Source organism: Micrococcus sp. FDAARGOS_333 (assembly GCF_002206575.2).
Lineage (GTDB): Bacteria > Actinomycetota > Actinomycetes > Actinomycetales > Micrococcaceae > Micrococcus > Micrococcus lylae.
In genome coordinates this window covers 2229732-2252398 of sequence record NZ_NJFJ02000001.1, presented here as the reverse complement: position 1 = coordinate 2252398, position 22667 = coordinate 2229732, and the positions used below count along the sequence as shown (strand labels likewise).

The window sequence follows — 22667 nt, the reverse complement described above, 5'->3', positions numbered from 1 at the left end:
CGGGCGCAACCCTGAGAGGACCCACCATGACAGCGACCAGGTCCGGCGGCGCCGCGACGTCTCGTCTCAACGCCAAGGTGGTCGGCATCTCGGTCGCCGCCGCGCTCGGCGGCTTCCTGTTCGGCTTCGACACCTCCGTGATCAACGGCGCCGTGGACGCGCTCGCCGGGGAATTCGGCCTCGGTGCCGGCCTCACGGGCTTCGCCGTCTCCTCGGCGCTGATCGGCTGCGCGCTGGGCGCCTGGTTCGCCGGGCCGATCGCCAACCGCCGCGGCCGCGTGCCCGTGATGGTGATCGCCGCGATCCTGTTCCTGGTCTCCGCCATCGGCTCGGGCCTGGCGTTCGGCGTGGTGGACCTGATCATCTGGCGCGTGGTCGGCGGCCTGGGCGTGGGCGCCGCGTCCGTGATCGCTCCGGCGTACATCGCGGAGGTCAGCCCGGCCCATGTGCGCGGCCGCCTCGGCTCGCTCCAGCAGCTGGCGATCGTCCTCGGCATCTTCGCGGCGCTTCTGTCCGACGCACTGTTCGCGACGATGGCCGGAGGGGCGGCGCAGCCGTTCTGGTTCGGCATCGCCTCCTGGCGTTGGATGTTCATGGCCGAGGCCGTCCCGGCCATCCTGTACGGCGTGTTCGCCCTGAGGCTGCCGGAGTCCCCGCGTTATCTGGTCGCCCGCGGGCGCACGGACGAGGCGGCCGAGGTCCTGCACGAGTTCACCGGCGTGGACCGCGTGAACCTGATGATCGAGGACATCCGGCGTTCACTGGACTCGGAGCGCCGCGAGTCCCTGGCGGACCTGCGCGGCCCGCTGGCGGGGCTGCAGCCGATCGTGTGGATCGGCATCCTGCTCTCGGTCTTCCAGCAGGCCGTGGGCATCAACGTGATCTTCTACTACTCCACCACCCTGTGGCGGTCGGTGGGCTTCGGGGAGTCGGACGCCCTCACGGTCTCCGTGATCACCTCGGTCACGAACATCGCCGTCACCTTCGTCGCGATCGCCCTCGTGGACCGCGTCGGCCGCCGCCCCATGCTGCTCGCAGGTTCGGCCGGCATGACGGTCAGCCTCGGTCTGATGGCGCTGGCCTTCTCCTTCGCCCAGTCGGACGGTGCCGAGTCCGTCTCCCTTCCGGAGCCGTGGGCCACCGTGGCGCTGGTGGCCGCCAACGCCTTCGTGGTGTTCTTCGGCGCCACCTGGGGGCCGCTGGTCTGGGTGCTGCTGGGCGAGATGTTCCCGAACCGCATCCGCGCCGGCGCGCTCGCCGTGGCCGCCGCCGCACAGTGGGCAGCGAACTTCGCCGTCTCCACCACGTTCCCGTGGCTGGCGGACATCGGCCTGACCCTCGCCTACGGCCTCTACGCCGTGATGGCGGCGCTGTCCCTGGCCTTCGTGGCGGCCTTCGTCCCCGAGACCAAGGGGAAGACCCTCGAGGAGATGAGCGACGTCGTCGTGCGCTCCCCGGGGCAGCGGCGCGCGGTGCGCGCCCAGGCGGAGCAGGACCTGCGCCGCTGACCGGCCCCTGCGCGACGACGGCCCCCTCCTTCACGGGAGGGGGCCGTCGTGCGTCGGGGGCGGGTCGGCCACAGGCCGATGAGTCGGCTCAGGCGGAGCCGGGGCGCTCTCCGGGGGCCGGGCGGCCGTCGTCGGGGCCCGAGGCGGGGGACGTGTTGTGCGTGGCGGGGTCGGCCGCCGCACGCGCCTCGGCCTCCTCGTCCCCGCGGCGCTCCAGGTCCTCGACCTCGTCCTCGGAGTCGCCGGTGAGGCGGTCTCCGGCGATGCGGTCGACGATCAGGGCGATCGCGCCGTCGCCGGTGACGTTGGTGGCGGTGCCGAAGGAGTCGATGGCGATGTAGGTGGCCACCATCAGCGCCACCTGGGGCTCGGTGAAGCCCAGCATGGAGGACAGCAGGCCGGAGGCTGCCACGATCGCGCCGCCGGGCACGCCGGGGGCGGCCACCATCGTCACGCCGAGCATGAAGATGAAGCCGATCATCAGCGGGACGTCCACGGAGCCGCCGGACAGGATGATCACCGCCAGGGAGAAGGAGACGATCTTCACGGTCGAGCCGGCCAGGTGGATGGTGGCGCAGAGCGGGATCACGAACGAGGCGATCGGGCGGCGCACGCCGGTCTTGATGGACTGGCGCAGGGTCACCGGGATGGTGGCGGCGGAGGAGGAGGTGCCCAACGCGGTGGCGTAGGCCGGGAGCATGGTGGCCAGGGCCTTGAACGGGTTCTTCCCGGCCACCGCCCCGGCAACCAGGAACTGGATGAGCAGCAGGACGACGGTCAGGCCGAACACCAGCAGGATCACGCCGAGGAAGGTGGAGATCACCTGGAACACCTCGCCGGCCACGGTCATGTTCAGGAACACGCCGAAGATGTAGATCGGCAGCAGCGGCACGATCACCGCGGCCACGAGCTTCTCGATGATCGCGCGCAGCTCCACGAAACCGGCGTGCAGGGTGCCCTTGGGCAGCAGGGTCATGCCGACGCCCAGGACGAAGGCCAGCAGCAGGGCCGCCATGACGTCGAACGGCGGGGTCATGGCGATCTCGAACGCCGGTCCGGTGAGGGCGTCCTCCGGGTTGGCCATGTCCGTGAAGGATCCCGGGGTGAGGATCAGCGGGAACACCAGCAGGCAGACGGCCAGGGCCATCCCACCGCCGAACAGGGTCGAGCCGTAGGCGATGCCGCCGGTGAGGGCGAGCCACTTCCCGGCACCGCGGCCGAGGTCGCCGATGGCCGGGGCGACGAGGGCCAGGATCAGGACGGGGACGATGAAGCCGAGGAACGCGGAGAAGACCCCGTTGAAGGTCGCGAAGACGACGACGAGCCAGTGCGGTGCGACGAGGCCGACGAGCACGCCGAGCACGATGGCGATGAGGACCCGGGGCAGCAGCCCGATGCGGTGCAGAACAGACATGGCGGCCACCCTACTCACCTGTGACCCGGAACACCATATTTTGTTCAACACATCGCCTGCGGGGCGGCCTGGCCTGCCGTGGACGCCATGCGCCGGTGCCCATGCGGCTGATGTCTCTCGGCTGAGAGCTTCCTGGTAGCGTGACCTGAGCGACACTCCGTGTGCCGGGTCCGGGGCGTCGGTCCCGCATGAGGAACCCGGCCATGAGTCAAGGGGTGCCCATGGAACTCGAGATGACCCCGGGCGTCATCGGCATGTCGCTGCTGATGCTCGGCATGCTGGCGGCGGTCGGCATGTACCTGCGCGCGAAGCTCCGGTTCACCCAGCGGCTGTTCCTGCCGGTCGCGCTGATCGCCGGCCTGCTCGCGCTGCTGCTCGGTCCCGAGGTGCTCGGCCGCATCGCCGGCGCGCTGGGCGTCGAGTCCTTGGAGGCCGGCGGTCTCTTCGGAGAGACCGTGATCGAGGTCTGGTCCACGCTGCCGGGCATCCTGATCTCCGTGGTGTTCGCCACGATGTTCCTGGGCTCGCGCATCCCATCGCCGAAGTCCGCGGTCCGCCTGCTCGGCCCGCAGCTGTCGCTCGGCATCACCTTCGCGTCCGGCCAGTACGTGGTGGGCATCCTCGCCGTCCTGCTGATCCTCGGCCCGCTGTTCAACGTCGGGCCGGAGTTCGCGGCGCTGCTGGAGATCGGCTTCGAAGGCGGCCACGGCACCGCGGCTGGCCTGCAGAGCCAGTTCGAGTCCCTGGGCTTCGACGAGGGCTACGACCTCGCCCTCTCGATGGCCACCGTCGGCCTGGTGTCCGGCATCCTCTTCGGCGTCGCAGCCGTGAACTGGGCCGCCCGCAAGGGTGTCTCCACCTCCCTGGACGCCGGCCAGGAGCTGTCCCTGGACGAGAGGATCGGCTACTACGCCGCCGTCCGCGACGAGGACCGCCCGGCCGCCGGCCGCCTGACCTTCCGCGACTCCGCGGTCGAGTCCTTCACCATCCACCTCGGCGTCGTCGGCCTGGCGGTGCTCATCGGCTGGCTCGGCCTGGCCGCCTTCCAGTGGGTGGAAGAGATGCTCTGGATCGACACCATCGAGATCTTCGGGCACGTGCCGCTGTTCCCGCTGGCCATGCTCGGCGGCGTGCTCGTCCAGATGGTCCTGGACCGTTCGGAGACCCTCCACGGCCTGGTGAACCGCGGCATGATGGAGCGCATCCAGGGTGTCAGCCTGGACCTGCTGATCATCGCGGCCCTGGCGACCCTGTCCCTGCAGGCCGTGGCGGACAACCTGGCACCGTTCGCCATCCTGGCGGCCCTCGGAATCGTCTGGAACCTTGTGGTGCTGTTCGTCTTCGCCCCGAAGTTCATCCGCACCTACTGGTTCGAGCGCGGCATCGCGGACTACGGCCAGTCCCAGGGCGTGACCGCCACCGGTCTGCTGCTGCTGCGGATGGCGGACCCGAAGAAGGAGACCCCGGCCTACCAGGGCTTCGGCTACAAGCAGCTCGTGTTCGAACCGTTCTTCGGCGGCGGCCTGGTGACCGCGCTGGCGATCCCGTTCCTCATCCAGGGCGGCCCCTACCCGTTGCTCGCCATCATGGGCGTCCTGCTGATCGCGGCGATCCTGGCCGGCTACCTGTACTTCGGCCGCAGCTCCCGCTTCGACCTGGGCGCGGACGGCGAGCCGGTAGAAGCCTCGCGGGGCTGAGCCGCAGCACCGCAGACCACTGATCCCGGAGGGGGAAGCCACATGTCCGTTCCCGACTACTTCGACACCAGCACCGACGAGGGCCGCCGCGCCGCCGCCCGCCACCGCCCGGACGCGAAGGCCTGGTTCGGCCTGCCGATCCCGCTTGTTCTGGGCGTCGGCGTCGGCCTGCTCGGCTTCGTGATCACCGTGAGCGCGACGACCACGCGCTCCGTCAACGACGTGGTCACCGTGTGCCGCCACACGGACTTCTCCGCGTGGCTCTGGGCGGCCGCCACCGCGGTGCTCGGCCTGGTGGGGCTGGTCCATGGGATGCGGGAGAACCCGAACTGGACGGCCCCGCGCTGGGCGCTGTGGGCGATGGTCGCCGCCTGCGCGGTCATGGCAGTCCTCCACGTGCTGCGGGGGCTCGGCATGATCGGCGATCCCTGCGTGGACCTGATCGACATCCGTCCCTGACGGGCCCGGCCCCACGACGACGGCCGCTCACCTGGGCAGGTGCGCGGCCGTCGTCGTGCAGGCGGCCGCATCGCTCAGCCGAGGCGGCGGACCGCCTGGATGCCGGCGACCACCGCGGCGGCGGCCTCCTCGAGCTCGGCCTCGGTGGTGTGCGGGCCGAAGGTGCAGCGCAGGGAGGACTGGGCGGCCTCGGAGTCCAAGCCGAGCGCGGCGAGGACGGGGGACGGGCCGGCCAGGCCCGCGGAGCAGGCGGAGGCCACGGAGCACAGCACCCCGCGGGCCTCGAGCTCCACGAGCACGGCCTCGCCGGTGACCCCGTCGATGAGGAACGAGGCGTGCTGCGGCAGGCGATGCTCCGGGTGGCCGGAGAGGCGGACGCCGTCCACGCCCTCCAGGACGCGGGCGATGAACCGGTCCCGACGGGCGGCACGGGCGGCGGCGCCGACCTCGCCCGGTGCGGTGCGCTCGGCCTCGGCCAGGGCCATGGCGGTGCCCATGGCCACCGCGCCGGCCACGTTCTGGGTGCCGGAACGGCGGCCGGACTCCTGGCCGCCGCCGGTGAGCACCGGCTCCAGCGGCAGGCGCGGTCGGATCCAGAGGGCGCCGACGCCCTTGGGGGAGCCGACCTTGTGGCCGGACACGGACAGGGCGTCCACTCCCAGGGCCGCGACGTCCAGGTCCAGCTGGCCGGCCGCCTGCACGGCGTCCGTGTGGATCGGCACGCCGGCCTCGTGTGCCACGGCGGCGAGCTCGGCGATGGGCTGGACGGTGCCGATCTCGTTGTTGCCCAGGTGGACGGACACCAGGGCGGTCTCCGGGCGCAGGATCCGGCGCAGGTCCTCCGGGTCCACCCGGCCGGTGGAGTCCACGGGGAGCAGGTCCACCTCGATGCCGTGGATCCGCTTCAGGGAGGCGGCGGTCTGGCGGACGGCGCCGTGCTCGATCGCGGTGGTGACCAGGCGCAGCGGGGCGTCCAGGGTGCCCTGGCGGCGGGCGCGCAGCAGCTTCGGCAGGATGATCCCCTGCAGGGCGAGGACGTCCGCCTCGGTGCCGCCGGAGGTGAAGACCACCTCGGAAGGACGGGCACCGAGGACCTCGGCCACCTGGCCGCGGGCCTGCTCCAGGCCGAGTCCGGCGCGACGGCCGAGCTCGTGCACGGACGAGGGGTTGCCGAAGTCGCCGGTGAGATAGGGCCACATGGCCTCCACCGCCTCGCGGCGGACGGGGGCGGTGGCGGCATGGTCGAGCAGGATCACGTCGGTTCCCCTCCCAGGTGTGCGGCACCGTTGCCGCGCGTCGGTGATGATGCGGGTGCGGACAAGTCCTCAGCCTGCGGCGTCCTCCGGGCCGCCGGTGGCGCGGCGCTGCGGCGTTCCGGGGGAGACGGCGGCGTCGAAGCCGATGTCCAGGGCCCGCACCGAGTGCGTCAGGGCGCCCACGGAGACCACGTCCACGCCGGTGGCGGCCACCGGGCCGACGGTCTCCAGGGTGATCCCGCCGGAGGCCTCCACCACGGCCCGGCCGTCGACGAGGGCGACCCCGGCCCGCAGGTCCGCGAGGCTGAAGTTGTCCAGCATGATCGTATCCGCGCCCGCGGCGAGCACGGGGGCGATCTGTTCGAACCGGTCCACCTCGACCTCCACGTGGACGGTGTGCGGCAGGCGGTCCATGCCGGCGCGCAGGACGGCGGTGACCTCTTCGTCCGAAGCGCCCTCCGCGATGCCCATGGCGGCCCAGTGGTTGTCCTTGACCATCACGGCATCCGACAGGGACATGCGGTGGTTGTGCCCGCCGCCGTCCCGCACCGCCTGGCGGTCCAGGACGCGCAGGCCCGGGGCGGTCTTGCGCGTGTCCGCGATGCGGGTGTGCGCCCCGGCGGCACGGACGGCGTCCACGTACCGCGCCGTGGCGGTGGCGATCCCGCACATGCGCTGCAGCAGGTTCAGGGCGATGCGCTCGCCGCGCAGCACCGCGCGGGCGGGGCCGGAGACCTCGGCCAGCACCTGCCCGGCGGCGAAGCGGCCGCCGTCGCAGGCATTCAGCGTCACGGACACGGCCGGGTCCACGAGCATGAAGACCTCGGCCAGCACCGCGGCGCCGGAGAACACGCCGGCCTCCCGGGCCACCACACGGACGTCCATGACGGCGTCCTCGGGCACGAAGGCCTCGCCGGTGACGTCGCCCCAGGGGGCGTCCTCGGCCAGGGCACGGGCCAGCACCTCGCGGCGCAGGGCGGCGGTCACTGGGCGGCTCCCGTGGTGGAGGGCTCGGTGCCGGCGGGGGCGGACCCGTTCCGGGGACCGGCCCCCGCGGGAGTCGCCGGCGGGACGACCGCGAGCATGCGCTCCAGGGCGGTCCGCGAGTGGGCCTGCACTGCGGAGGGGACCTCGATGCGGTTGACCACGCGTGAGGCAACGAGCTCCTCGAGCACCCAGGCGAGGTAGCCGGGGTGGATGCGGTACATGGTGGAGCAGGGGCAGATCACCGGGTCCAGGCAGAAGATCGTGTGCTCCGGGTGCTGCGCGGCCAGACGCTGCACCAGGTTGATCTCGGTGCCGACCGCGAAGGTCGAGCCGGCCGGCGCCGCCTGGATCGCCTTGACGATCGCGTCCGTGGAGCCGGAGGCATCCGCGGCGTCCACGACCTCCATGGGGCATTCCGGGTGGACGATCACCTGCACGTCCGGGTGCTCGGCGCGGGCCTTCTCGATCTGCGCCACGGTGAAGCGGCGGTGCACCGAGCAGAAGCCGTGCCAGAGGATGACCTTCGCGTCCTGCAGCTGCTCGGCGGTGCTGCCTCCGAGCGTCTGCCGCGGGTCCCACACCGGCATCTGCTCGAGGCCGATGCCCATGGCCTTGGCGGTGTTGCGGCCGAGGTGCTGGTCCGGGAAGAACAGCACCCGCTGTCCGCGCTCGAACGCCCACTCGAGCACCTGGGCGGCGTTCGAGGAGGTGCAGACGATGCCGCCGCGGGCGCCCACGAACGCCTTCAGCGCGGCGGAGGAGTTCATATAGGTCACCGGCAGCACCGGCTGGCGCCCCTGCTCATCCGGCTCAATGCCGTAGAGCTCCTCGAGCTGGGCCCAGCAGTCGGTGACGGAGTCCACGTCCGCCATGTCCGCCATGGAGCAGCCGGCGCCCAGATGGGGCAGGATCACGGCCTGCCCGTCCCCGGAGAGGATGTCCGCGGTCTCGGCCATGAAGTGCACGCCGCAGAACACGATGGCCTCGGCGTCCGGGTGGGCGGTGGCGGCGCGGGCGAGCTGGAAGGAGTCGCCCACGTAGTCGGCGTGCCGGACCACCTCGTCGCGCTGGTAGAAGTGCCCCAGCAGGACCACGCGGTCTGCGAGCTCGGCCTTGGCGGCGGCGATGCGTTCCTGCAGCTCGTCGTCGGAGGCGGTGCGGTACTCGGCCGGGATCTCGCCCTGGCGGGGCATGTCGGACGGAGCACGGTCCTGCATGGAGGAGCCGGGGCCGTAGCCTCCTCCGGCCTCCCACGGCGGCAGCAGCAGGTCCTCGGTGCAGGAGGCGGTTCCGGCAGGCCGGGAGGGCAGCAGGGTCAGCTGCACGGGCACCGACGGCGTCGTCGGAGCGGCGGGGGCCGCGGGGGCGGCCTGTCCGGTGTTGGGGGTCACGGCGGTCATCGGTCGGTCCTCTCGTCAGGGCGCGGGGCCGCGTCGGGGGCGGCGGTGGGGGTCGTCGATGTGGGTGGGGGCCTCAGCGCGCGCGTCACCTCGGGCGCGGCGAAGCGGTAGAGCCGGGGCGGACGGTAGGGGGTTCCGGTGCGCACGGTGCCGGTGTCCTGCACGGACGGGTCGCCCAGGGCGGTGCGGCGAAAGTTCGCGGCGTCCAGCCGCTCGCCGGTGACGGCCTCGTGCGCCGCGCGCAGCTCGCCGAGCGTGAACTCGGCCGGCATAAGGGCGCCTGCCACGGCGGGGTCGTCCAGGCGGCGGGCCAGTGCGGTGCGGGCGGCGGCCACGATCTGCGCGTGGTCGAAGGCCAGGGCCGGTACGCGGTCCACGTCGAACCAGCGGACGTTCCAGCCCTCGCGGTCCGTTCCGGAGGTCAGGGCCCAGTGGGCGAGCGTGAGGACGCGTCCGGTGGGGGAGCGGTCCACGGCGCCGAACACGGCCAGCTGTTCCAGATGGGCGGGGGAGACGCCCACGGTCTCCGCCGCCACGGCCTCGGCGGTCTCGTCCACGTCGGCGTCGGCCTCGAGCCAGCGGCCCGGCACGGCCCAGCGGTCCAGGAAGGGGGCGCGGGTGCGGGGGACGAGGGCCACGTGCAGGGCGGTGCGCCCGGAGCGGTCCGTGCGCAGGCTGAGCACCGCCGTGGACACGGCGGCCCGGATCAGGGCCGCCTCGGCGGCGCGGTCGGCGGTCATGGGGTGGTGGTCTTCCTGGGTCGGCGGGCGTGCGAGGACGCGGTCGGCTCCATAATGTCGCGCAGACCATATGAATTCGAGGCCATATGTGTCAGTAGGACCATAAGACGTCTTCGGTGCCGTCCCGACGAGCACGGCCGCTACCCTGTCCCCGTGACCTCCGCAGACACCTCCCGCACCGATGCCCCCGACGCCCCGCTGGCCTCCACCGTGGTGGGGGACGGCCCCCGCCGCGTCGCCTTCGTCCACGGCCTGATGGGCCGGGGCCGCAATTTCAACGGCATCGCCCAGGCGTTGTCCGACCAGTTCACGGTCGAGATGATCGACATGCCGGACCACGGCCAGTCCCCGTGGACGGACGGCGTGGACTACCGCAGGATCGCCGACCGGCTCGCCGACCACCTGCGCTCCGGTCTGGCCGCCGACGGGCCCGTGCACCTGGTGGGCCACTCGATGGGCGGAAAGGTCGTCATGGCGCTGGCCCTGCGCCACCCGGAGCTCGTGGATCGCCTCGTGGTGGTGGACATCTCCCCGCGCACCGCGGCGGCTGCCACGGACGAGTTCGTCCACCTGCTCGGCACCATGCTGGAGATGGACCTGGCCTCCTTCCGCACCCGCTCGGACGCGGACGCGGCCATGGCGCAGAAGGTCCCGGACGAGCGCATCCGCGGCTTCCTGCTGCAGAACCTGCGCCGGGACCACGGCCACTTCGCCTGGCAGCCGAACGTGGAGATGCTGCTGCGAGACCTGGAGGTGATCGGCTCCTTCCCGGAGCCGATGGTCGAGGCGGACCCGGACCGCACCTACGACGGCCCGGTCCTGTGGATCGGCGGCGCCGACTCGGACTACATCCTCGACTCGGACGTGCCCCGCATGAAGGAGCTGTTCCCGCGCGCCGTGCGCGTCACCATCCGCGAGGCCGGGCACTGGGTCCACGCGGACCAGCCCGGCCCGTTCGTGGACGCGGTCCGGCACTTCCTCACCCAGGACTGAGCCGAAGCGGACCGGCCCGCGCACAGCGTCCGTCCCCCACACGGCATCCGTCCCCAGGAGACGGGACGACGACGGTCCCCTCACCTCCGCCGAGGTGGGGGGACCGTCGTCGTGGGCCTGCCGGGGGAGGCAGACAGTCGGTATCAGTGGGCGGCGCGGTCCTCCCGGTTTTTGCCGAACGCCGTGCCGGCCGCCGTCACGATGCCCACGACCACGGTGCCCCAGAGCAAGCCGACGATCGCGGAGCCGAGGGTCTCGGCGACCCAGCCGACGAACGCGCCGGCGGCATCCACCACCGGCTCGGTGAGGTGGTGCAGGAACTCGTAGGGGGCGTGCAGGCCCAAGAGGTCGAGCTCGACGAGCACGATGTGACCGCCCACCCAGAGCATCGCCACGGTGCCGACCACCGTGATCACGCGCAGCACATGCGGCATGCCCTTCACCAGGGTGGCCCCGAAGCGGCGGCCGCCGTCCGTGTGGCCGTCGCGGAGCATGTGCAGGCCGATGTCGTCCATCTTCACGATCAGTGCCACGGTGCCGTAGACGCCCACGGTGATGGCGATCGCGACCACGAAGAGGATGATCGCCTTCATCCAGATCTCCTGGTCCGCGACCTCGTTCATGGAGATCACCATGATCTCGCAGGACAGGATGAAGTCGGTGGTGACGGCGCCCCGGACGACCTTGTCCTCTGCGTCGGCGCCCTGCTCGACCGCGGGCTCCTTGTCCGCCGAATGGTGGCCGGTGATCTTGTTCCAGACCTTGTGGGCGCCCTCGTAGGCCAGGAAGGTGCCGCCGGCCAGCAGCAGCCACGGCAGGATCCACGGGGCCAGCCAGGACAGCAGGAGCAGGGCGGGGAGGATGATGAGCAGCTTGTTGCGCAGAGAGCCCTTCGTGATCTTCCAGATCATGGGCAGCTCGCGCTTCGGGTCCACGCCGGTCACGTACTGGGGGGTCACGGCGGCGTCGTCGATCACCACGCCGGCCGCCTTGGTGCTGGCCTTGGCGACGCCCGCCGCCACGTCGTCCGTACTGGCGGCGGCCAGGCGCGCGAGGGCCGCGACGTCGTCCAGCAGTGCGACGAGTCCGCTCATGGTTCCTCCTGATGAGACGCAGGGCGGGCCTGGTGCCGCGCCGGGAAAAGCATAGCGGCCGCCCGGGAGGGTCCCGGACGGCCGCCGCGTCGTCGGCCGGGGTGCTCGTCGCCCGGCCGTCGACGGTGGGTCACTCGGCCTCGGTGGTCTCCGCCGGGCGGGAGCCGAGGCGCTGGTCGATGCGCAGCAGGCCCGAGCCGTCCTCGCCGACCAGGCGGAGCTGGCCGATGATCTCGGACACGGTGGCCTCCTCCTCGATCTGCTCGTCCACGAACCAGTTCAGCAGCGGACGGGCGTTGAGATCGCCGGCCGCGTCGGTGGCGCGGTAGAGCTCGCGGATGGCCTCGGAGACCTTCTCCTCATGGGCCAGCGCGGCCTCGAAGATGTCCAGGGCGGTGGCGTCACGGGACACCTGCGGGGCATTGATCGTCCCGATCTCGGCGTAGGCGTCGCGGTCGGTCACGTGGTCGATGAACTTGTTGGCGTGGACGATCTCCTCGTCCGCCTGGCGGCGCAGCCAGGTGGCCATGCCGGTGAGGTCCAGGTTGTCCGCGGCAATCGCCAGCTGGCGGTACACGATGGACGCCTCGAGCTCGAGGGTGATCTGGTCGTTGAACTTCTTCAGCAGGTCTTCGGTGAGCTTCATGACGCCCACGGTAGACCCGCCGGCCGGCGGTCGAAAAGGCTGGTGAGGCTCACCTGACCCGGGAGTCCGCTGACTGTGGGCAGGCTAGGATGACAGGTCGGCCTGTGCGCCGAGACCCGTCCCTTGTTCGAGAGAAGCACCGTGACCGACCCGAACTCTTCCCCCTCCCGCCGTGCGGCGGCCCGCGACGACGTGCCGCTGGGGCCTGGCGGCCGCCCTGCGTTGGCCCAGCGGCGGGTGTTCGGCGGCCCCGGCACCCGCCGCGTCGTCTACGCCGTGGTGTTCGAGGTGCTGGCGGTGCTGTTCGTGACCGTCCTGCTCACCCTGGTGGGCAAGGAGGCGAACTCGTCCCTGGTGCTGGCGATCGCCAACTCGACCATCGCGCTGCTGTGGAACCTGGCGTTCAACACGATCTTCGAAGCGTGGGAGCGCCGTTCCGGGACCACCGGCCGACCGCTGAAGGTGCGGGTGGCGCACGCCGTCCTCTTCCAGTTCGGCCTGGTATGCATGCTCGTGCCGACCGTCGCGTTCATCCTGCAGGTGAGCCTGTGGGAGGCGATCGTGATCGAGGCCGGCCTGCTGGTGTTCTTCTTCCTCTACACCGCGGTCTACGCCTACTGCTTCGACTCCGTCTTCGGCCTGCCGGACTCCGCGTCCGAGCCGCCGGCGGGCACCTCCACCGCCCACCCGGCCTCCGGTGTGGACGTGGTCACCGGTCCGATCGACCGCGTCTGAGGTCACCGTCGCCGGGACTCAGCCGTCCAGGCCGAGGAACTCCTTGATGGCAGGCAGCTCCTTGGCGAACTGCTGCCGGCCGAGCTCGTGGGCGGCGGCCAGCTTGGCCACGTTGCGCTCGCCGTTCTGCACCGGCATGTGCTCCGGCGCGAAGACGTAGGCCGTGCCCGCACGCTCCATCTCGAACAGGCGCTCGCGGGTCTCGTTGTACCGCTTCCAGCGAGTCGTCAGCCCCTCGGCCACGGCCGGGTAGCGGCGGAAGTAGGTGCGGTAGAAGCCGGGGAACCGCTCGGGCCGTTTCACATAGGACCGTTCGCGGGTCAGGATGACCAGCTGCTTCTCGTACCCGGCCTGCGCGCCGGGGGTGAGCGGGATGCCCCCGTCCACGCCGAGCGCACCGTCCACCCAGGTGGAGCCGGCGAGCTTCACCGGCGGCATGAGCACCGGCATGGTCGAGGACGCCCGGACACGGACCATGAGGTCGTCCAGGGTGTGCACGTCCTCGCGGCCCCACCAGACGGTCTGCCCGGTCTCGGCGTCGAAGCCGCCGATCGCGAACCGGGCCGGGTTCGTCCGGAACGTGCCGAAGTCGTAGGGGAGGGCCTGTCCGGGGCGGCCGGCGTGCTGGTAGATGTACTCGGCCGCGAACAGGCCCTGTCCGCGGACCCAGGTGCGCCACGAGCCGAAGCGCGGGTCGTCCGCGAAGTCCACGAAGCAGGCCCGTGCCCGGCGGGCGTCACGGGACAGGTAGTTCGCCGTGTTGGACGAGCCGGCGGAGATCCCGGACACGAAGTCGCAGAAGATCCCCTCCTCGATCAGCCCGGCCACGACGGCCGAGGTGAGAGAGGCCCGCATTCCGCCGCCTTCGAAGACGAGGGCGGTGTCCGTGACGGTGCTTCGGCTGCGTGCGCGGACCTGTTCGCCCTCGGGGGAGCCGGAATGCGATGAGGTGTTCCCTGCCACGTCCACATTCTAGGGTGGACCCATGGCTGACATCACGTTCCGATCCACCCCCGTCACCACCGTCGGCGAGCTGCCGGCCGTGGGCACGTCCGCCCCCGCCTTCGAGCTCGTGGGCCAGGACCTCGCCGCGATTCGTCTGGCCGACCTGTCCGGAAGGACCGTGGTGCTGAACATCTTCCCGTCGGTCGACACGGGTGTCTGCGCGACCTCGGTGCGCACCTTCAACCAGCACGCCGCGGGACTGGAGGACACCGTGGTCCTGGCCGTCTCGGCGGACCTGCCGTTCGCCGCGGCCCGCTTCTGCGGTGCCGAGGGCATCGAGAACGTGCTGCCGGGCTCGACCTTCCGCTCCGACTTCGGCGATGTCTACGGCGTGCGCATGCAGGACGGCCCCCTCGCCGGCCTGCTCGCCCGCTCCGTGGTGGTGATCGGCCCGGACGGCACCGTGAAGCACACCGAGCTCGTCCCGGAGATCGCCCAGGAACCGGACTACGAGGCCGCCCTGACCGCCGCGCAGGCCTGACCCATGCCCCGCCGTCGTCCCGAGCCCCGCCGCGGCCGAGCCCCGCAGGACCCGTACGCCTACCTGGGCTACGGGTCGTCTGCGCACGCGGACGGGGACCCTGGACGGCCCGAGGGGCCGCTGGACGCCTATCGCAGGCACGACGACGGCAGCTCGCCCTGGCAGGGCGACGGCCGCTTCGGCGGCGCCTCCTTCGGTGTGCCGCCGCAGGGCGACCTGTACGGCGCGCCGGCGCAAGGCGGCCCGTACGGTGGTCCCTCTGGTGGCGGCCCGTACGGTGGTCCCTATGGTGGTGGCCCCCTGTACGCCATGGGCGGGTACCCGCCCGGCAGGCCGCCGAGGCGGAAGAAGTCCTGCGGGCGGATGCTCATCACGGCCGCCGGCGTGGTCGGCGCGCTGATCCTGGCCGGCGGCGGCGCGGGCTTCGCCGTCAGTGAGCTCACGGACCGGATCGAGGCCGAGCAGCGGCAGCAACAGCAGCACCAGGGGCAGGGTGCCCCGCGCAGCACCGAGCAGCGCAGCCTTCCCTATGAGGACCGCGACCCGGAGGAGTGGGTGCAGGCCCTCACCGAGGTGCACGAGGGCGTCGTGGTGGACTGGGAAGCCCCGCCGCACCGCGGCCGCGACCTGGACCGCGGCCAGACCGTCATGGAGGCACCGGGTGTCCTGCTCGTGGACACCCAGCTGTCCGGGGCAATGGGCACCGGCACGGGCTTCGTCCTCTCGGAGGACGGACTGGCCGTGACCAACTACCACGTCGTGGAGGACTCCTCCCGCGTGCGTGTCACCGTCTCGGACACGGGCCGGAAGTACACGGCCACCGTGCTCGGCCGTGACGCCGAGAACGACATCGCCGTCCTCCGGATGGCCGATGCCGAGGGACTCGAGACGGCCAGCCTCGCCGCCGGGGACCCGACGCCGGGGGACGCGGTGGCCGCCGTCGGCAACGCCCGCGGGCAGGGCTACCTGACCAGCGTCCGCGGCGAGGTCCTCGGCCTTGACCGCTCTATCTATGCCGCTCCCGAGGGGAGCGAGGAGTACTCCCGGCTCTCCGGCCTGATCCAGACGGACGCGGACGTCGTCCCCGGGTACTCCGGCGGCCCCATGGTGGACGCGGACGGCCAGGTGGTCGCCGTGTCCGTGGCCGCCAGCTCCGGGACCACCTCCAGCGAGGTCGACGGCTTCGGCATCCCTCTGGACGTGGCCCTGGGCGTGGTGCAGCAGGTGCTCTCCGGCGAGGAGACGGACACCGTCTCCATCGGCGCCGACGGCGCGCTGGGCATCATGATCAGGCCCGGTGAGGACGGCGTCGTGGTCGTGGACGTGGACGAAGGCTCCTCCGCGGACGAGATCGGCCTGCGTCCCGGCGATGTGATCGTGGCGGTGGACGGCCACTCGGTCGGCACCAGCGCCTCGCGCCTGTCCCGCATGGTGAACGACCGCAACGTGGGCGAGCGCATCACCGTCAAGTGGATCACCGCGAACGGGCAGGTCCGCGAGGAGGAGGCCGTCCTCCAGGAGGCCGTCGTCAACTGACGCCCGCTCTGCCGCGGAGACCGGCCGTCGTCGGGCGCGACCTGCCCGGCGGCCCTGTGGCGGCGGCCGGCTCGGGGGAGGCGCCGTCGTCGGGCAGGAGCCGCGCGGGCCGGTGGGTCAGGGGAGCATGTCCAGCGAGACCATCATCGCGACCATGCCGATGAGCATGCCCGCCAACGAGACCCGGGCGCCGCCGGCCTCGCGTGCGGCCGGAAGCAGCTTGTCCACGCTGATGACGACCATGATCCCGGCGACGGCGGCGAAGAGCATGGACAGCAGCGCCTCGGTGAGGATCGGGGCGAGCAGCAGGTATCCGACCAGGGCGCCGACCGGTTCGGCGATGCCGGTCAGGGCCGCCCAGCCCAGGGCCTTGCGGCGCGACCCGGTCGCCTGGCGGACGGGCACGGCCACGGCGAGGCCCTCGGGGACGTTGTGGATGGCCATCGCGACGGCCAGGGCCAGGCCCACCTTGGGATCGGACAGGGTTGCGGCGAAGGTGGCGAAGCCCTCCGGCAGGTTGTGCAGGCCGATGCCGACCGCCGTGACCAGGCCCAGGCGCATCATGCGGCGGTCGCGGCGGGTGACCGGGGCGCCGTCCTCACGCTCGTCGAGGTCGATCCGGTCCGGCAGGAACCGGTCGATCGCAAGGAACGACCCCACACCGGCCAGGAATCCGACCAGCATGAGGGTGCCGGCCCACGTGCCGAAATCCGGCACGAGGCCGTCGGTCGCCTCGGGGATGATCTCCATGAAGGAGACGGAGACCATGACGCCGCCGGCCAGGCCGAGCCCGAGCGCCAGTCCGCGTGGTCCGGGTGTGCGTCCCATGACCGCCAGGACGCCGCCCAGGACGGTGGTGACGCCGGCGAAGACAGTGAGACCGAGGGCTGTCAGGACGGGGTCGGACGGTGGCACGGCAGGCTCCTTCTGCGGTCGGCGGCGGCGGTCGTCGGCGAGCGGTGGGGAGCCGAGGATGTGTGACTGTCGTCATAGTCATGTGGCTGTGCGGGGCCCTGGCGACAGCTTCATCCTTCGCGCGCGCACGAGGGCACCCTACCCGACGTGTCTTGGGGGCCACAGTCGCCTTTGGCTAGGCTGGGACCCATGCCCGCATTCCTCACGCTCTGCGTGCTTGCGGGAGGCCTCCTGCTCACCCCGGTCGTGGCGCGGCTGATGCCCCGCGCCACCGGGTGGTTCCTGGCTGCGGTCTACGCCGTGGCCGCCGTCGTCTTCGCACCGGCGTTCGGCTCCCTCACCGGGACCGGCGCCGCGTACACGTGGTCGATGCCGTGGATCCCCGCCTGGGGAGTGGAGCTTTCCCTGCGCACGGACCCCATCGGCGCCCTGTTCACGCTGCTCGCGCTCGTGATCGGTGCGATCGTGCTCGTCTACGCGGTGGCCTACCTCGGCCCCGGCCGCCACCTCGGCTTCTACCTCGGCATGGCGATGTTCACCCTCGCCATGGTGGGCCTGGTGACCACCGACGACGCGGTCGTGCTGTTCCTGTGCTGGGAGCTGACCTCGCTGGCCTCGTTCCTGCTGATCGCCCGCTCCGGGCGCGCGGCCGAGGCGCCGTCCATGCGCACCCTGCTGATCACCTTCGTCGGCGGGGTCACCCTGCTGGCCGGCCTGGCGATCGCCTCCGTGGCCGCCGGCACCACGCGCGTCTCCGAGATCCTCGCCGCGGACGTCTGGGCCGGCAGCCCGGGCCTGACGTCCCTGGTGGCCGTGCTGCTCGCCGTCTCCGCGATGACCAAGTCCGCGCAGTTCCCGTTCCACTCCTGGCTGCCTGACGCCATGGCCGCCGCCACCCCGGTCTCCGCCTACCTGCACGCCGCGGCCGTGGTGAAGGCAGGCATCTTCCTGCTGCTGCGCTTCTCCCCGCTCTTCCACGCCGTCCCGGCCTGGTCCTTCCTGCTGGTGGCCGCCGGCCTGGCCACCGCGCTCGTCGGCGGACTGCGCGCCGTGCAGCAGACCGACCTGAAGAAGCTGATGGCCTATTCGACCGTCAGCCAGCTCGGCCTCATCGTCGCCGCGATCGGCACCGGCACGGCCGTCGGCCTGGCCGCCGCCGCGCTGCACACGCTGGCCCACGCCGTGTTCAAGTCCGGCCTGTTCATGTCCGTCGGCGTGATCGACCACGCCGGCGGCACCCGCGACCTGCGGCACATGCCGGCCCTGCGCCGCCAGGCCCCCTTCGCCCTGGTGCTCACCGTGATCGGCGCCGCCGCCATGGCCGGCGTCCCGCCGCTGCTCGGCTTCGTGTCCAAGGAGAAGGTCCTCACCGCCATGCTCGAGTACGGCGAGGGCGGCGCCGGGGGAGCGGCCCCCGCCTGGGCGGGCCCGGTCGCCCTGGTGCTGGCCGCCCTGGCCTCCGTCCTCACCGTGGCCTACTGCGCCAAGATCGTGGTCGGCGTGTTCTTCGACGAGCCGCGCGAGCAGGCCCCCGAGCCGCTGCATCCGCACGCCCCGTCCGCCCTGCTGGTCGGCTCCACCGCCGTCCCGCTGATCGCCACCGCCGTGCTGGTCTTCTTCCTGGCCCCGATCAACACCCTGGTCGGAGCCGTCGGCACCGCCGCCGAAGGGGCCGCCGAGGTCCAGGACCCGCACCTGTCCCTGTGGCACGGCGTGAACGCCGAACTCGTCACCACCGTGATCGTCCTGGCCCTGGGTCTGGGCACCCTCGCGATGCGCCGCACCCTCTGGCCCGCCCTCGAGGGCCTGCGCCTGCCCGCCTCCGGCGCCGGTGTGGTGGAGGGCGCCCGTGCCGGCCTGGAGCGCGCCGGGGCCTGGCTCATGGCCCGCACCGCCCACGACCACGCGGGGCCGCACGTCGCGGCCATCCTCGTCTTCCTGTCCGCCGTCCTGCTCGGCGGCGTCGCCGGCCTCATCGCCGGCGGCCACATCCCGCCGGTCGCCGAGGGCATCAACCGCTCGATCGACGCGGTCCTGCTCGTGCTGCTGGCCGTCGCCCTGTTCGCCGTGGTGCGCAGCCACACCCGACTGGGAGCCACCGTGTCCCTCTCGGCGGTGGGCATCCTCATCACCGTGCAGATCCTCTCGCTCGGCGCCCCGGACGTCGCGTTGACCCAGCTGCTCGTCGAGTCGCTCACGATCATCGTGATCATGCTGGTGCTCCAGCGCCTGCCGAAGACCTGGGGCTCCTCCGCGGCCTCCCGCCGCCGCCCCACCCGCCAGCTCGTGCCGGTGCTCGTCGGCCTGGCGACCGGCCTGGCCGCGTTCGCCGCAGTCTGGGCCCTCAACGGCCGCCGCGAGCGCTCCGAGGTGGGCACCTACCTGCTCGAGGAGACCTACCCGCTCTCCCACGGCCTCAATGTGGTGAACGTGATCCTCGTGGAGTTCCGTGCCCTCGACACCCTGGGCGAGCTCACCGTGCTCGGCATGGCGGGTGTGGCCATCGTCGCCATCCTGTCCACCCTCCGCTCGGCGAAGCTGGACCCGGCCACGCGGACGATGTCCGCGGTGGAGGCGAGCACCTTCGACTCCGGCGAGCCCGTCCTCGGCTCCGACACCGCGCGCCGGGCGATCCTGAACCCCTGGGCCAACACCGCTCAGCTGCAGCTGATGCTGCGGGTGATCCTGGTGATCATGCTCGGCGTCTCGGCCCTGCTGTTCTGGCGTGGACACAACGAGCCGGGCGGCGGCTTCAACGCCGCGCTCGTCGGCTCGGCCGTGGTCGGCCTGATGTACCTATCCACCTCGAAGGACCGCCAGATCGGCCCGCCGCGCATGCCGCTGTACTTCATCGGCGGCGGCGTCATGCTGGCCACCGCCACCGGCCTGTGGAACATGGCGGCGACCGGCACCTACATGCAGCCGCAGGGCGCCGAGATCCTCGGCCAGCACCTGTCCACCGCCATGGTCTTCGACGCCGGCGTGTACCTCGCGGTGATCGGCCTGATCCTCGTGGCCGTGAACGTGCTCGGCGTCGCCCGGCAGTCGACCACGGGCGCGGAGACCATGCGCGAGCGCCTGGACGAGGCCGTCGAGGGCGAGCTGTCCGGGCCCATGGACACCGTCCACGGCGAACGTCCGGACGAGATCCCGCCGACCACCTCCTCGATGCACGTGGTGAGCCCGCGTTCGCAGTACATCTCCTCGGGCACCCGACCGCCGGAATGGGGGCATGACGCATGATGATCCTCGCCCTGACCGTGGGCCTGCTGATCGGCACCGGCGCGTGGATGGTGCTGCAGCGGGAGATGGTGCGCGCCATCTTCGGCCTGACGCTCATCTCCCACGGCGTGAACCTGCTCCTGCTGACCACGGGCGTGCCCGCCTGGCGCCAGGAGCCCCTGACCGACGGGGCGGACATCCGCCAGGTGGCCGACGCGCTGCCCCAGGCGTTCGTGCTCACGGCGATCGTGATCTCCATGGCCTCGTCCATCCTGATGCTGGCCCTGGCCGTCATCGGCCGTGACGACGACCAGACCGTGCCGCCCGAGACCGGAGAGGACCACTGATGGCCGTCGCCGAACTCCTGCCGCTGTTCGTGGCGGTGCCGCTGCTCACCTCGGGCCTGTCCGTGGTGGTGCGCAGCCGTACCCTGGACGCGGTGCTGTCCGTGGCCGTCCCGCTGGTGTCCATGGCCGCCGCGATCGCCCTGCTGGTCCACCACGGGTCCCATCCGCCGATGGCCGTCAGCGTGGGCGCCTTCGTCCCCGGCGTGGCCATCCCGTTCGTCTCGGACACCCTGTCCGCGCTGATGATCGTCGTGACCTCGCTGTCCACCGCGGTGGCCGCCTGGTTCCTGATCCTCACGCGGGAGTACCGCTACCGCTTCGTGCCTGCCCTGACGCTCATGACGTTCGCCGGCGTGAACGGCGCCCTGCTCACGGGCGACCTGTTCAACCTCTTCGTGTTCGTCGAGGTGATGCTGCTGCCGTCCTACGCGCTGCTCGCCGTCACCGGCTCGTGGCGTCGCCTCGGCATCGGCCGCATGTTCGTGATCGTCAACCTGGTCACCTCGGCCGTCCTCGTCTCCGGCGTGGGCCTGGTCTACGCCTCGGCCGGTGCAGTGAACCTCGCGGTGCTGCAGGGCGCCGCGGCGCAGGACCCGCGCGTGGCCCTGGGCGTGTCCGTCGTGCTGGTCGCCCTGCTGGTCAAGGCCGGCGTGGTGCCCGCCTACGGCTGGCTGCCGCGCGCCTACCCGGGCACCTCGGCCGGGATGATGGCCCTGTTCGCTGGCCTGTACACGAAGGTCGCCGTCTACGCGGTGCTGCGCATCGTCTACGTCGTCTTCGCCCCGCAGCACCGACCGTACGACCTCGCCACCCACCCCCTCACCTGGGTGCTCGGCGTGCTGGTCGTCGCCACCATGCTGGTGGGCGCCGTCGGCTCGCTCGGTGAGAACCGCGTCCGCGGGGTCATGGCGTTCCAGATGACCGCCGGCGTGGGCCACATCCTCATCGGTGTGGTCCTGGCCTTCCCGGCCGCCGTGGTCGCCGGCGTGTTCTACCTGGTGCACCACGTGATCACGATGTCCGGCCTGCTCACCCTCACCGGCTCGGTCGAGCTCACCTACGGCCAGTCGCGCATCGACCGCCTCGGCGGCCTCGTCAGGCGCGAGCCTGTGATCGCCGTCGGGATGGCCCTGGGCCTGTTGTCCCTGGCAGGCCTGCCGCCGACGTCCGGCCTCTGGGGCAAGTGGGGCCTGATCTCCGCGACCGCCGAGGCCGGGCAGCACGGCCAGGCCGCGTGGGGCTGGGCCATGATGGCGGGCATCCTGCTCGCCTCCGTGGCCACCCTGATGGCCCTGCAGCGCCTCTGGACCGGGGCCTTCGGCGGCGATGAGCTGACCCACATGCGCCCGGACGTCGTCACCGGCGGCCGCGGCCCGGACACGGTCCTGCCGGCCGACGTGCGCGTGGCCCCCCGCCTGATGGCCCCCGGCCTGCTGATGATCGGCCTGTCCGTGGCGCTCTTCGTGGCCGCTGGCCTGGTGATGCCGTTCGTCGAGCAGGGCGTGGCCGGGCTGTTCGATCCGACCGACTACGTGAAGGCGGTGCTCCCGTGACCGACACCCGTCAGACCCGCCCGCCGCAGGGCGGACGGCGGTGGCGCTTCCATCTGGGCCACGCCGTCTCCTATGTGCTGTGGCTGGTGAAGGAGGTCATCGCCGGTTCGTTCCAGGTGGCGCGCAAGGCCGTGACTGCCGGCCCCTTCGCCACGCCGTCGATCATCCGGTACGACCTGCGCTGCGAGCGCGACCTCGAGGTGACGTGGATGGCCAGCTCCATCACCATCACCCCGGGCACGCTCGTGGTGGGCACCGCGCACGGCACCGACACCGAGCCGGTGACCCTGTTCGTCCACTGCGTCTTCGACCAGGACCGCGAGGAGGTCGTCGCCGGCCTGCGTGAGATGGAGGACCGGCTGCTGCGCATGCTGCGCGGACCGCGTTGGGAGGAGGCCTCATGAGCGTCGACACCGTGATCACCGTGGGCGTCGTCGCCACGATCGCCGTGCTGGCCGTCGCGTTCGGCCTCGGCATCCTGCGCATCCTGCGCTCCGAGACCAACGCCGAGCGGGCCGTGGTGGGCGACCTCGTGTACTTCGCGTCGATCGGCATGCTCGCCGCGGCGGGCCTGGTCTTCCACTCGGCGGTCGTCCAGGACGTGGCCCTGCTGGCGGCGTTCCTCGGCATCCTCGCGACGGTCGCCCTGAGCCGCATCCTGACCCGAGGGGAGCGCTGA

The 22667-nt window shown here is 72.0% G+C and carries 21 protein-coding genes; 12 read left to right on the top strand and 9 right to left on the bottom strand.

Annotated features, from left to right (window positions below):
* Window positions 1–26: 26 nt before the first annotated feature.
* On the top strand, window positions 27–1508 hold the full coding sequence (locus CEQ11_RS09900; RefSeq protein WP_088478489.1) for a sugar porter family MFS transporter: 1482 nt from the start codon (window positions 27–29) through the stop codon (window positions 1506–1508).
* 88 nt (window positions 1509–1596) lie between these two features.
* On the opposite strand, the gene CEQ11_RS09895 is transcribed toward CEQ11_RS09900, so the two are convergent.
* The gene (locus CEQ11_RS09895) at window positions 1597–2922 is read right to left on the bottom strand and encodes a dicarboxylate/amino acid:cation symporter (protein WP_088479009.1); all 1326 of its coding nucleotides are present in this window, start codon (window positions 2920–2922) and stop codon (window positions 1597–1599) included.
* Between the two features lie 221 nt (window positions 2923–3143).
* Between CEQ11_RS09895 and CEQ11_RS09890 the strand changes: the two genes are divergently transcribed.
* Together CEQ11_RS09890 and CEQ11_RS09885 are read left to right on the top strand one after the other, a co-directional pair.
* Window positions 3144–4619, top strand: coding sequence for a sodium/glutamate symporter (locus CEQ11_RS09890; RefSeq protein ID WP_227718839.1), 1476 nt, complete (start codon window positions 3144–3146; stop codon window positions 4617–4619).
* A 42-nt stretch (window positions 4620–4661) separates the two neighbouring features.
* The gene (locus CEQ11_RS09885; RefSeq protein ID WP_070637671.1) at window positions 4662–5078 is read left to right on the top strand and encodes a hypothetical protein; all 417 of its coding nucleotides are present in this window, start codon (window positions 4662–4664) and stop codon (window positions 5076–5078) included.
* A 74-nt stretch (window positions 5079–5152) separates the two neighbouring features.
* On the opposite strand, the gene CEQ11_RS09880 is transcribed toward CEQ11_RS09885, so the two are convergent.
* The 4 genes from CEQ11_RS09880 to CEQ11_RS09865 all read right to left on the bottom strand — a co-directional run bounded on the left by CEQ11_RS09880 (window position 5153) and on the right by CEQ11_RS09865 (window position 9461).
* Window positions 5153–6334 (bottom strand): cysteine desulfurase family protein, encoded by a 1182-nt coding sequence (locus tag CEQ11_RS09880; protein WP_070637673.1) that lies wholly within the window; start codon window positions 6332–6334, stop codon window positions 5153–5155.
* Between the two features lie 69 nt (window positions 6335–6403).
* Window positions 6404–7321: a carboxylating nicotinate-nucleotide diphosphorylase gene (gene nadC, locus CEQ11_RS09875; RefSeq protein WP_070637675.1), complete on the bottom strand. Its 918-nt coding sequence runs from the start codon at window positions 7319–7321 to the stop codon at window positions 6404–6406.
* Window positions 7318–8721: a quinolinate synthase NadA gene (nadA, locus tag CEQ11_RS09870; protein ID WP_088478488.1), complete on the bottom strand. Its 1404-nt coding sequence runs from the start codon at window positions 8719–8721 to the stop codon at window positions 7318–7320. The genes nadC and nadA overlap by 4 nt, the downstream gene beginning before the upstream one ends.
* Window positions 8718–9461 (bottom strand): DNA mismatch repair protein MutT, encoded by a 744-nt coding sequence (locus CEQ11_RS09865; RefSeq protein ID WP_227718838.1) that lies wholly within the window; start codon window positions 9459–9461, stop codon window positions 8718–8720. The genes nadA and CEQ11_RS09865 overlap by 4 nt, the downstream gene beginning before the upstream one ends.
* A gap of 153 nt (window positions 9462–9614) precedes the next feature.
* Between CEQ11_RS09865 and CEQ11_RS09860 the strand changes: the two genes are divergently transcribed.
* Window positions 9615–10454: an alpha/beta fold hydrolase gene (locus CEQ11_RS09860; RefSeq protein WP_070637681.1), complete on the top strand. Its 840-nt coding sequence runs from the start codon at window positions 9615–9617 to the stop codon at window positions 10452–10454.
* A 143-nt stretch (window positions 10455–10597) separates the two neighbouring features.
* Here the strand turns inward: CEQ11_RS09860 and CEQ11_RS09855 are convergent, their stop codons facing one another.
* Complete coding sequence (locus tag CEQ11_RS09855; protein WP_088478487.1) at window positions 10598–11548, bottom strand: DUF808 domain-containing protein; 951 nt, start codon at window positions 11546–11548, stop codon at window positions 10598–10600.
* 130 nt (window positions 11549–11678) lie between these two features.
* Complete coding sequence (locus tag CEQ11_RS09850; protein WP_088479008.1) at window positions 11679–12194, bottom strand: ferritin; 516 nt, start codon at window positions 12192–12194, stop codon at window positions 11679–11681.
* A gap of 141 nt (window positions 12195–12335) precedes the next feature.
* Here CEQ11_RS09850 and CEQ11_RS09845 point away from each other — a divergent pair, with 141 nt between their 5' ends.
* The gene (locus tag CEQ11_RS09845; RefSeq protein WP_088479007.1) at window positions 12336–12929 is read left to right on the top strand and encodes a PACE efflux transporter; all 594 of its coding nucleotides are present in this window, start codon (window positions 12336–12338) and stop codon (window positions 12927–12929) included.
* A gap of 18 nt (window positions 12930–12947) precedes the next feature.
* On the opposite strand, the gene CEQ11_RS09840 is transcribed toward CEQ11_RS09845, so the two are convergent.
* Window positions 12948–13892 (bottom strand): patatin family protein, encoded by a 945-nt coding sequence (locus CEQ11_RS09840; protein WP_227718837.1) that lies wholly within the window; start codon window positions 13890–13892, stop codon window positions 12948–12950.
* A gap of 22 nt (window positions 13893–13914) precedes the next feature.
* On the opposite strand from CEQ11_RS09840, the gene tpx reads away from it, so the two are divergent.
* Window positions 13915–14415 carry a thiol peroxidase gene (gene tpx, locus CEQ11_RS09835; RefSeq protein ID WP_088478486.1) on the top strand — a complete coding sequence of 167 codons (501 nt, stop codon included), beginning with the start codon at window positions 13915–13917 and terminating at the stop codon, window positions 14413–14415.
* Window positions 14416–14418: 3 nt separating this feature from the next.
* The gene (locus CEQ11_RS09830) at window positions 14419–15951 is read left to right on the top strand and encodes a S1C family serine protease (protein WP_227718836.1); all 1533 of its coding nucleotides are present in this window, start codon (window positions 14419–14421) and stop codon (window positions 15949–15951) included.
* A gap of 117 nt (window positions 15952–16068) precedes the next feature.
* Here the strand turns inward: CEQ11_RS09830 and zupT are convergent, their stop codons facing one another.
* Window positions 16069–16866, bottom strand: a complete 798-nt coding sequence (gene zupT / locus CEQ11_RS09825; protein ID WP_102957516.1) for a zinc transporter ZupT — start codon at window positions 16864–16866, stop codon at window positions 16069–16071.
* Window positions 16867–17055: 189 nt separating this feature from the next.
* Here zupT and CEQ11_RS09820 point away from each other — a divergent pair, with 189 nt between their 5' ends.
* From CEQ11_RS09820 to CEQ11_RS09800, 5 genes are read left to right on the top strand one after another with little or no spacing between them, the layout of a single operon-like run.
* Window positions 17056–20109, top strand: coding sequence for a DUF4040 family protein (locus CEQ11_RS09820; RefSeq protein WP_088478484.1), 3054 nt, complete (start codon window positions 17056–17058; stop codon window positions 20107–20109).
* Window positions 20109–20435, top strand: a complete 327-nt coding sequence (locus CEQ11_RS09815; RefSeq protein WP_067189326.1) for a sodium:proton antiporter — start codon at window positions 20109–20111, stop codon at window positions 20433–20435. The genes CEQ11_RS09820 and CEQ11_RS09815 overlap by 1 nt, the downstream gene beginning before the upstream one ends.
* Complete coding sequence (locus CEQ11_RS09810) at window positions 20435–21988, top strand: proton-conducting transporter membrane subunit (protein ID WP_088478483.1); 1554 nt, start codon at window positions 20435–20437, stop codon at window positions 21986–21988. The genes CEQ11_RS09815 and CEQ11_RS09810 overlap by 1 nt, the downstream gene beginning before the upstream one ends.
* Window positions 21985–22392 (top strand): Na+/H+ antiporter subunit E, encoded by a 408-nt coding sequence (locus CEQ11_RS09805; protein ID WP_088478482.1) that lies wholly within the window; start codon window positions 21985–21987, stop codon window positions 22390–22392. The genes CEQ11_RS09810 and CEQ11_RS09805 overlap by 4 nt, the downstream gene beginning before the upstream one ends.
* The gene (locus CEQ11_RS09800) at window positions 22389–22667 is read left to right on the top strand and encodes a monovalent cation/H+ antiporter complex subunit F (protein WP_082739608.1); all 279 of its coding nucleotides are present in this window, start codon (window positions 22389–22391) and stop codon (window positions 22665–22667) included. Before CEQ11_RS09805 ends, CEQ11_RS09800 begins: the two co-directional genes overlap by 4 nt.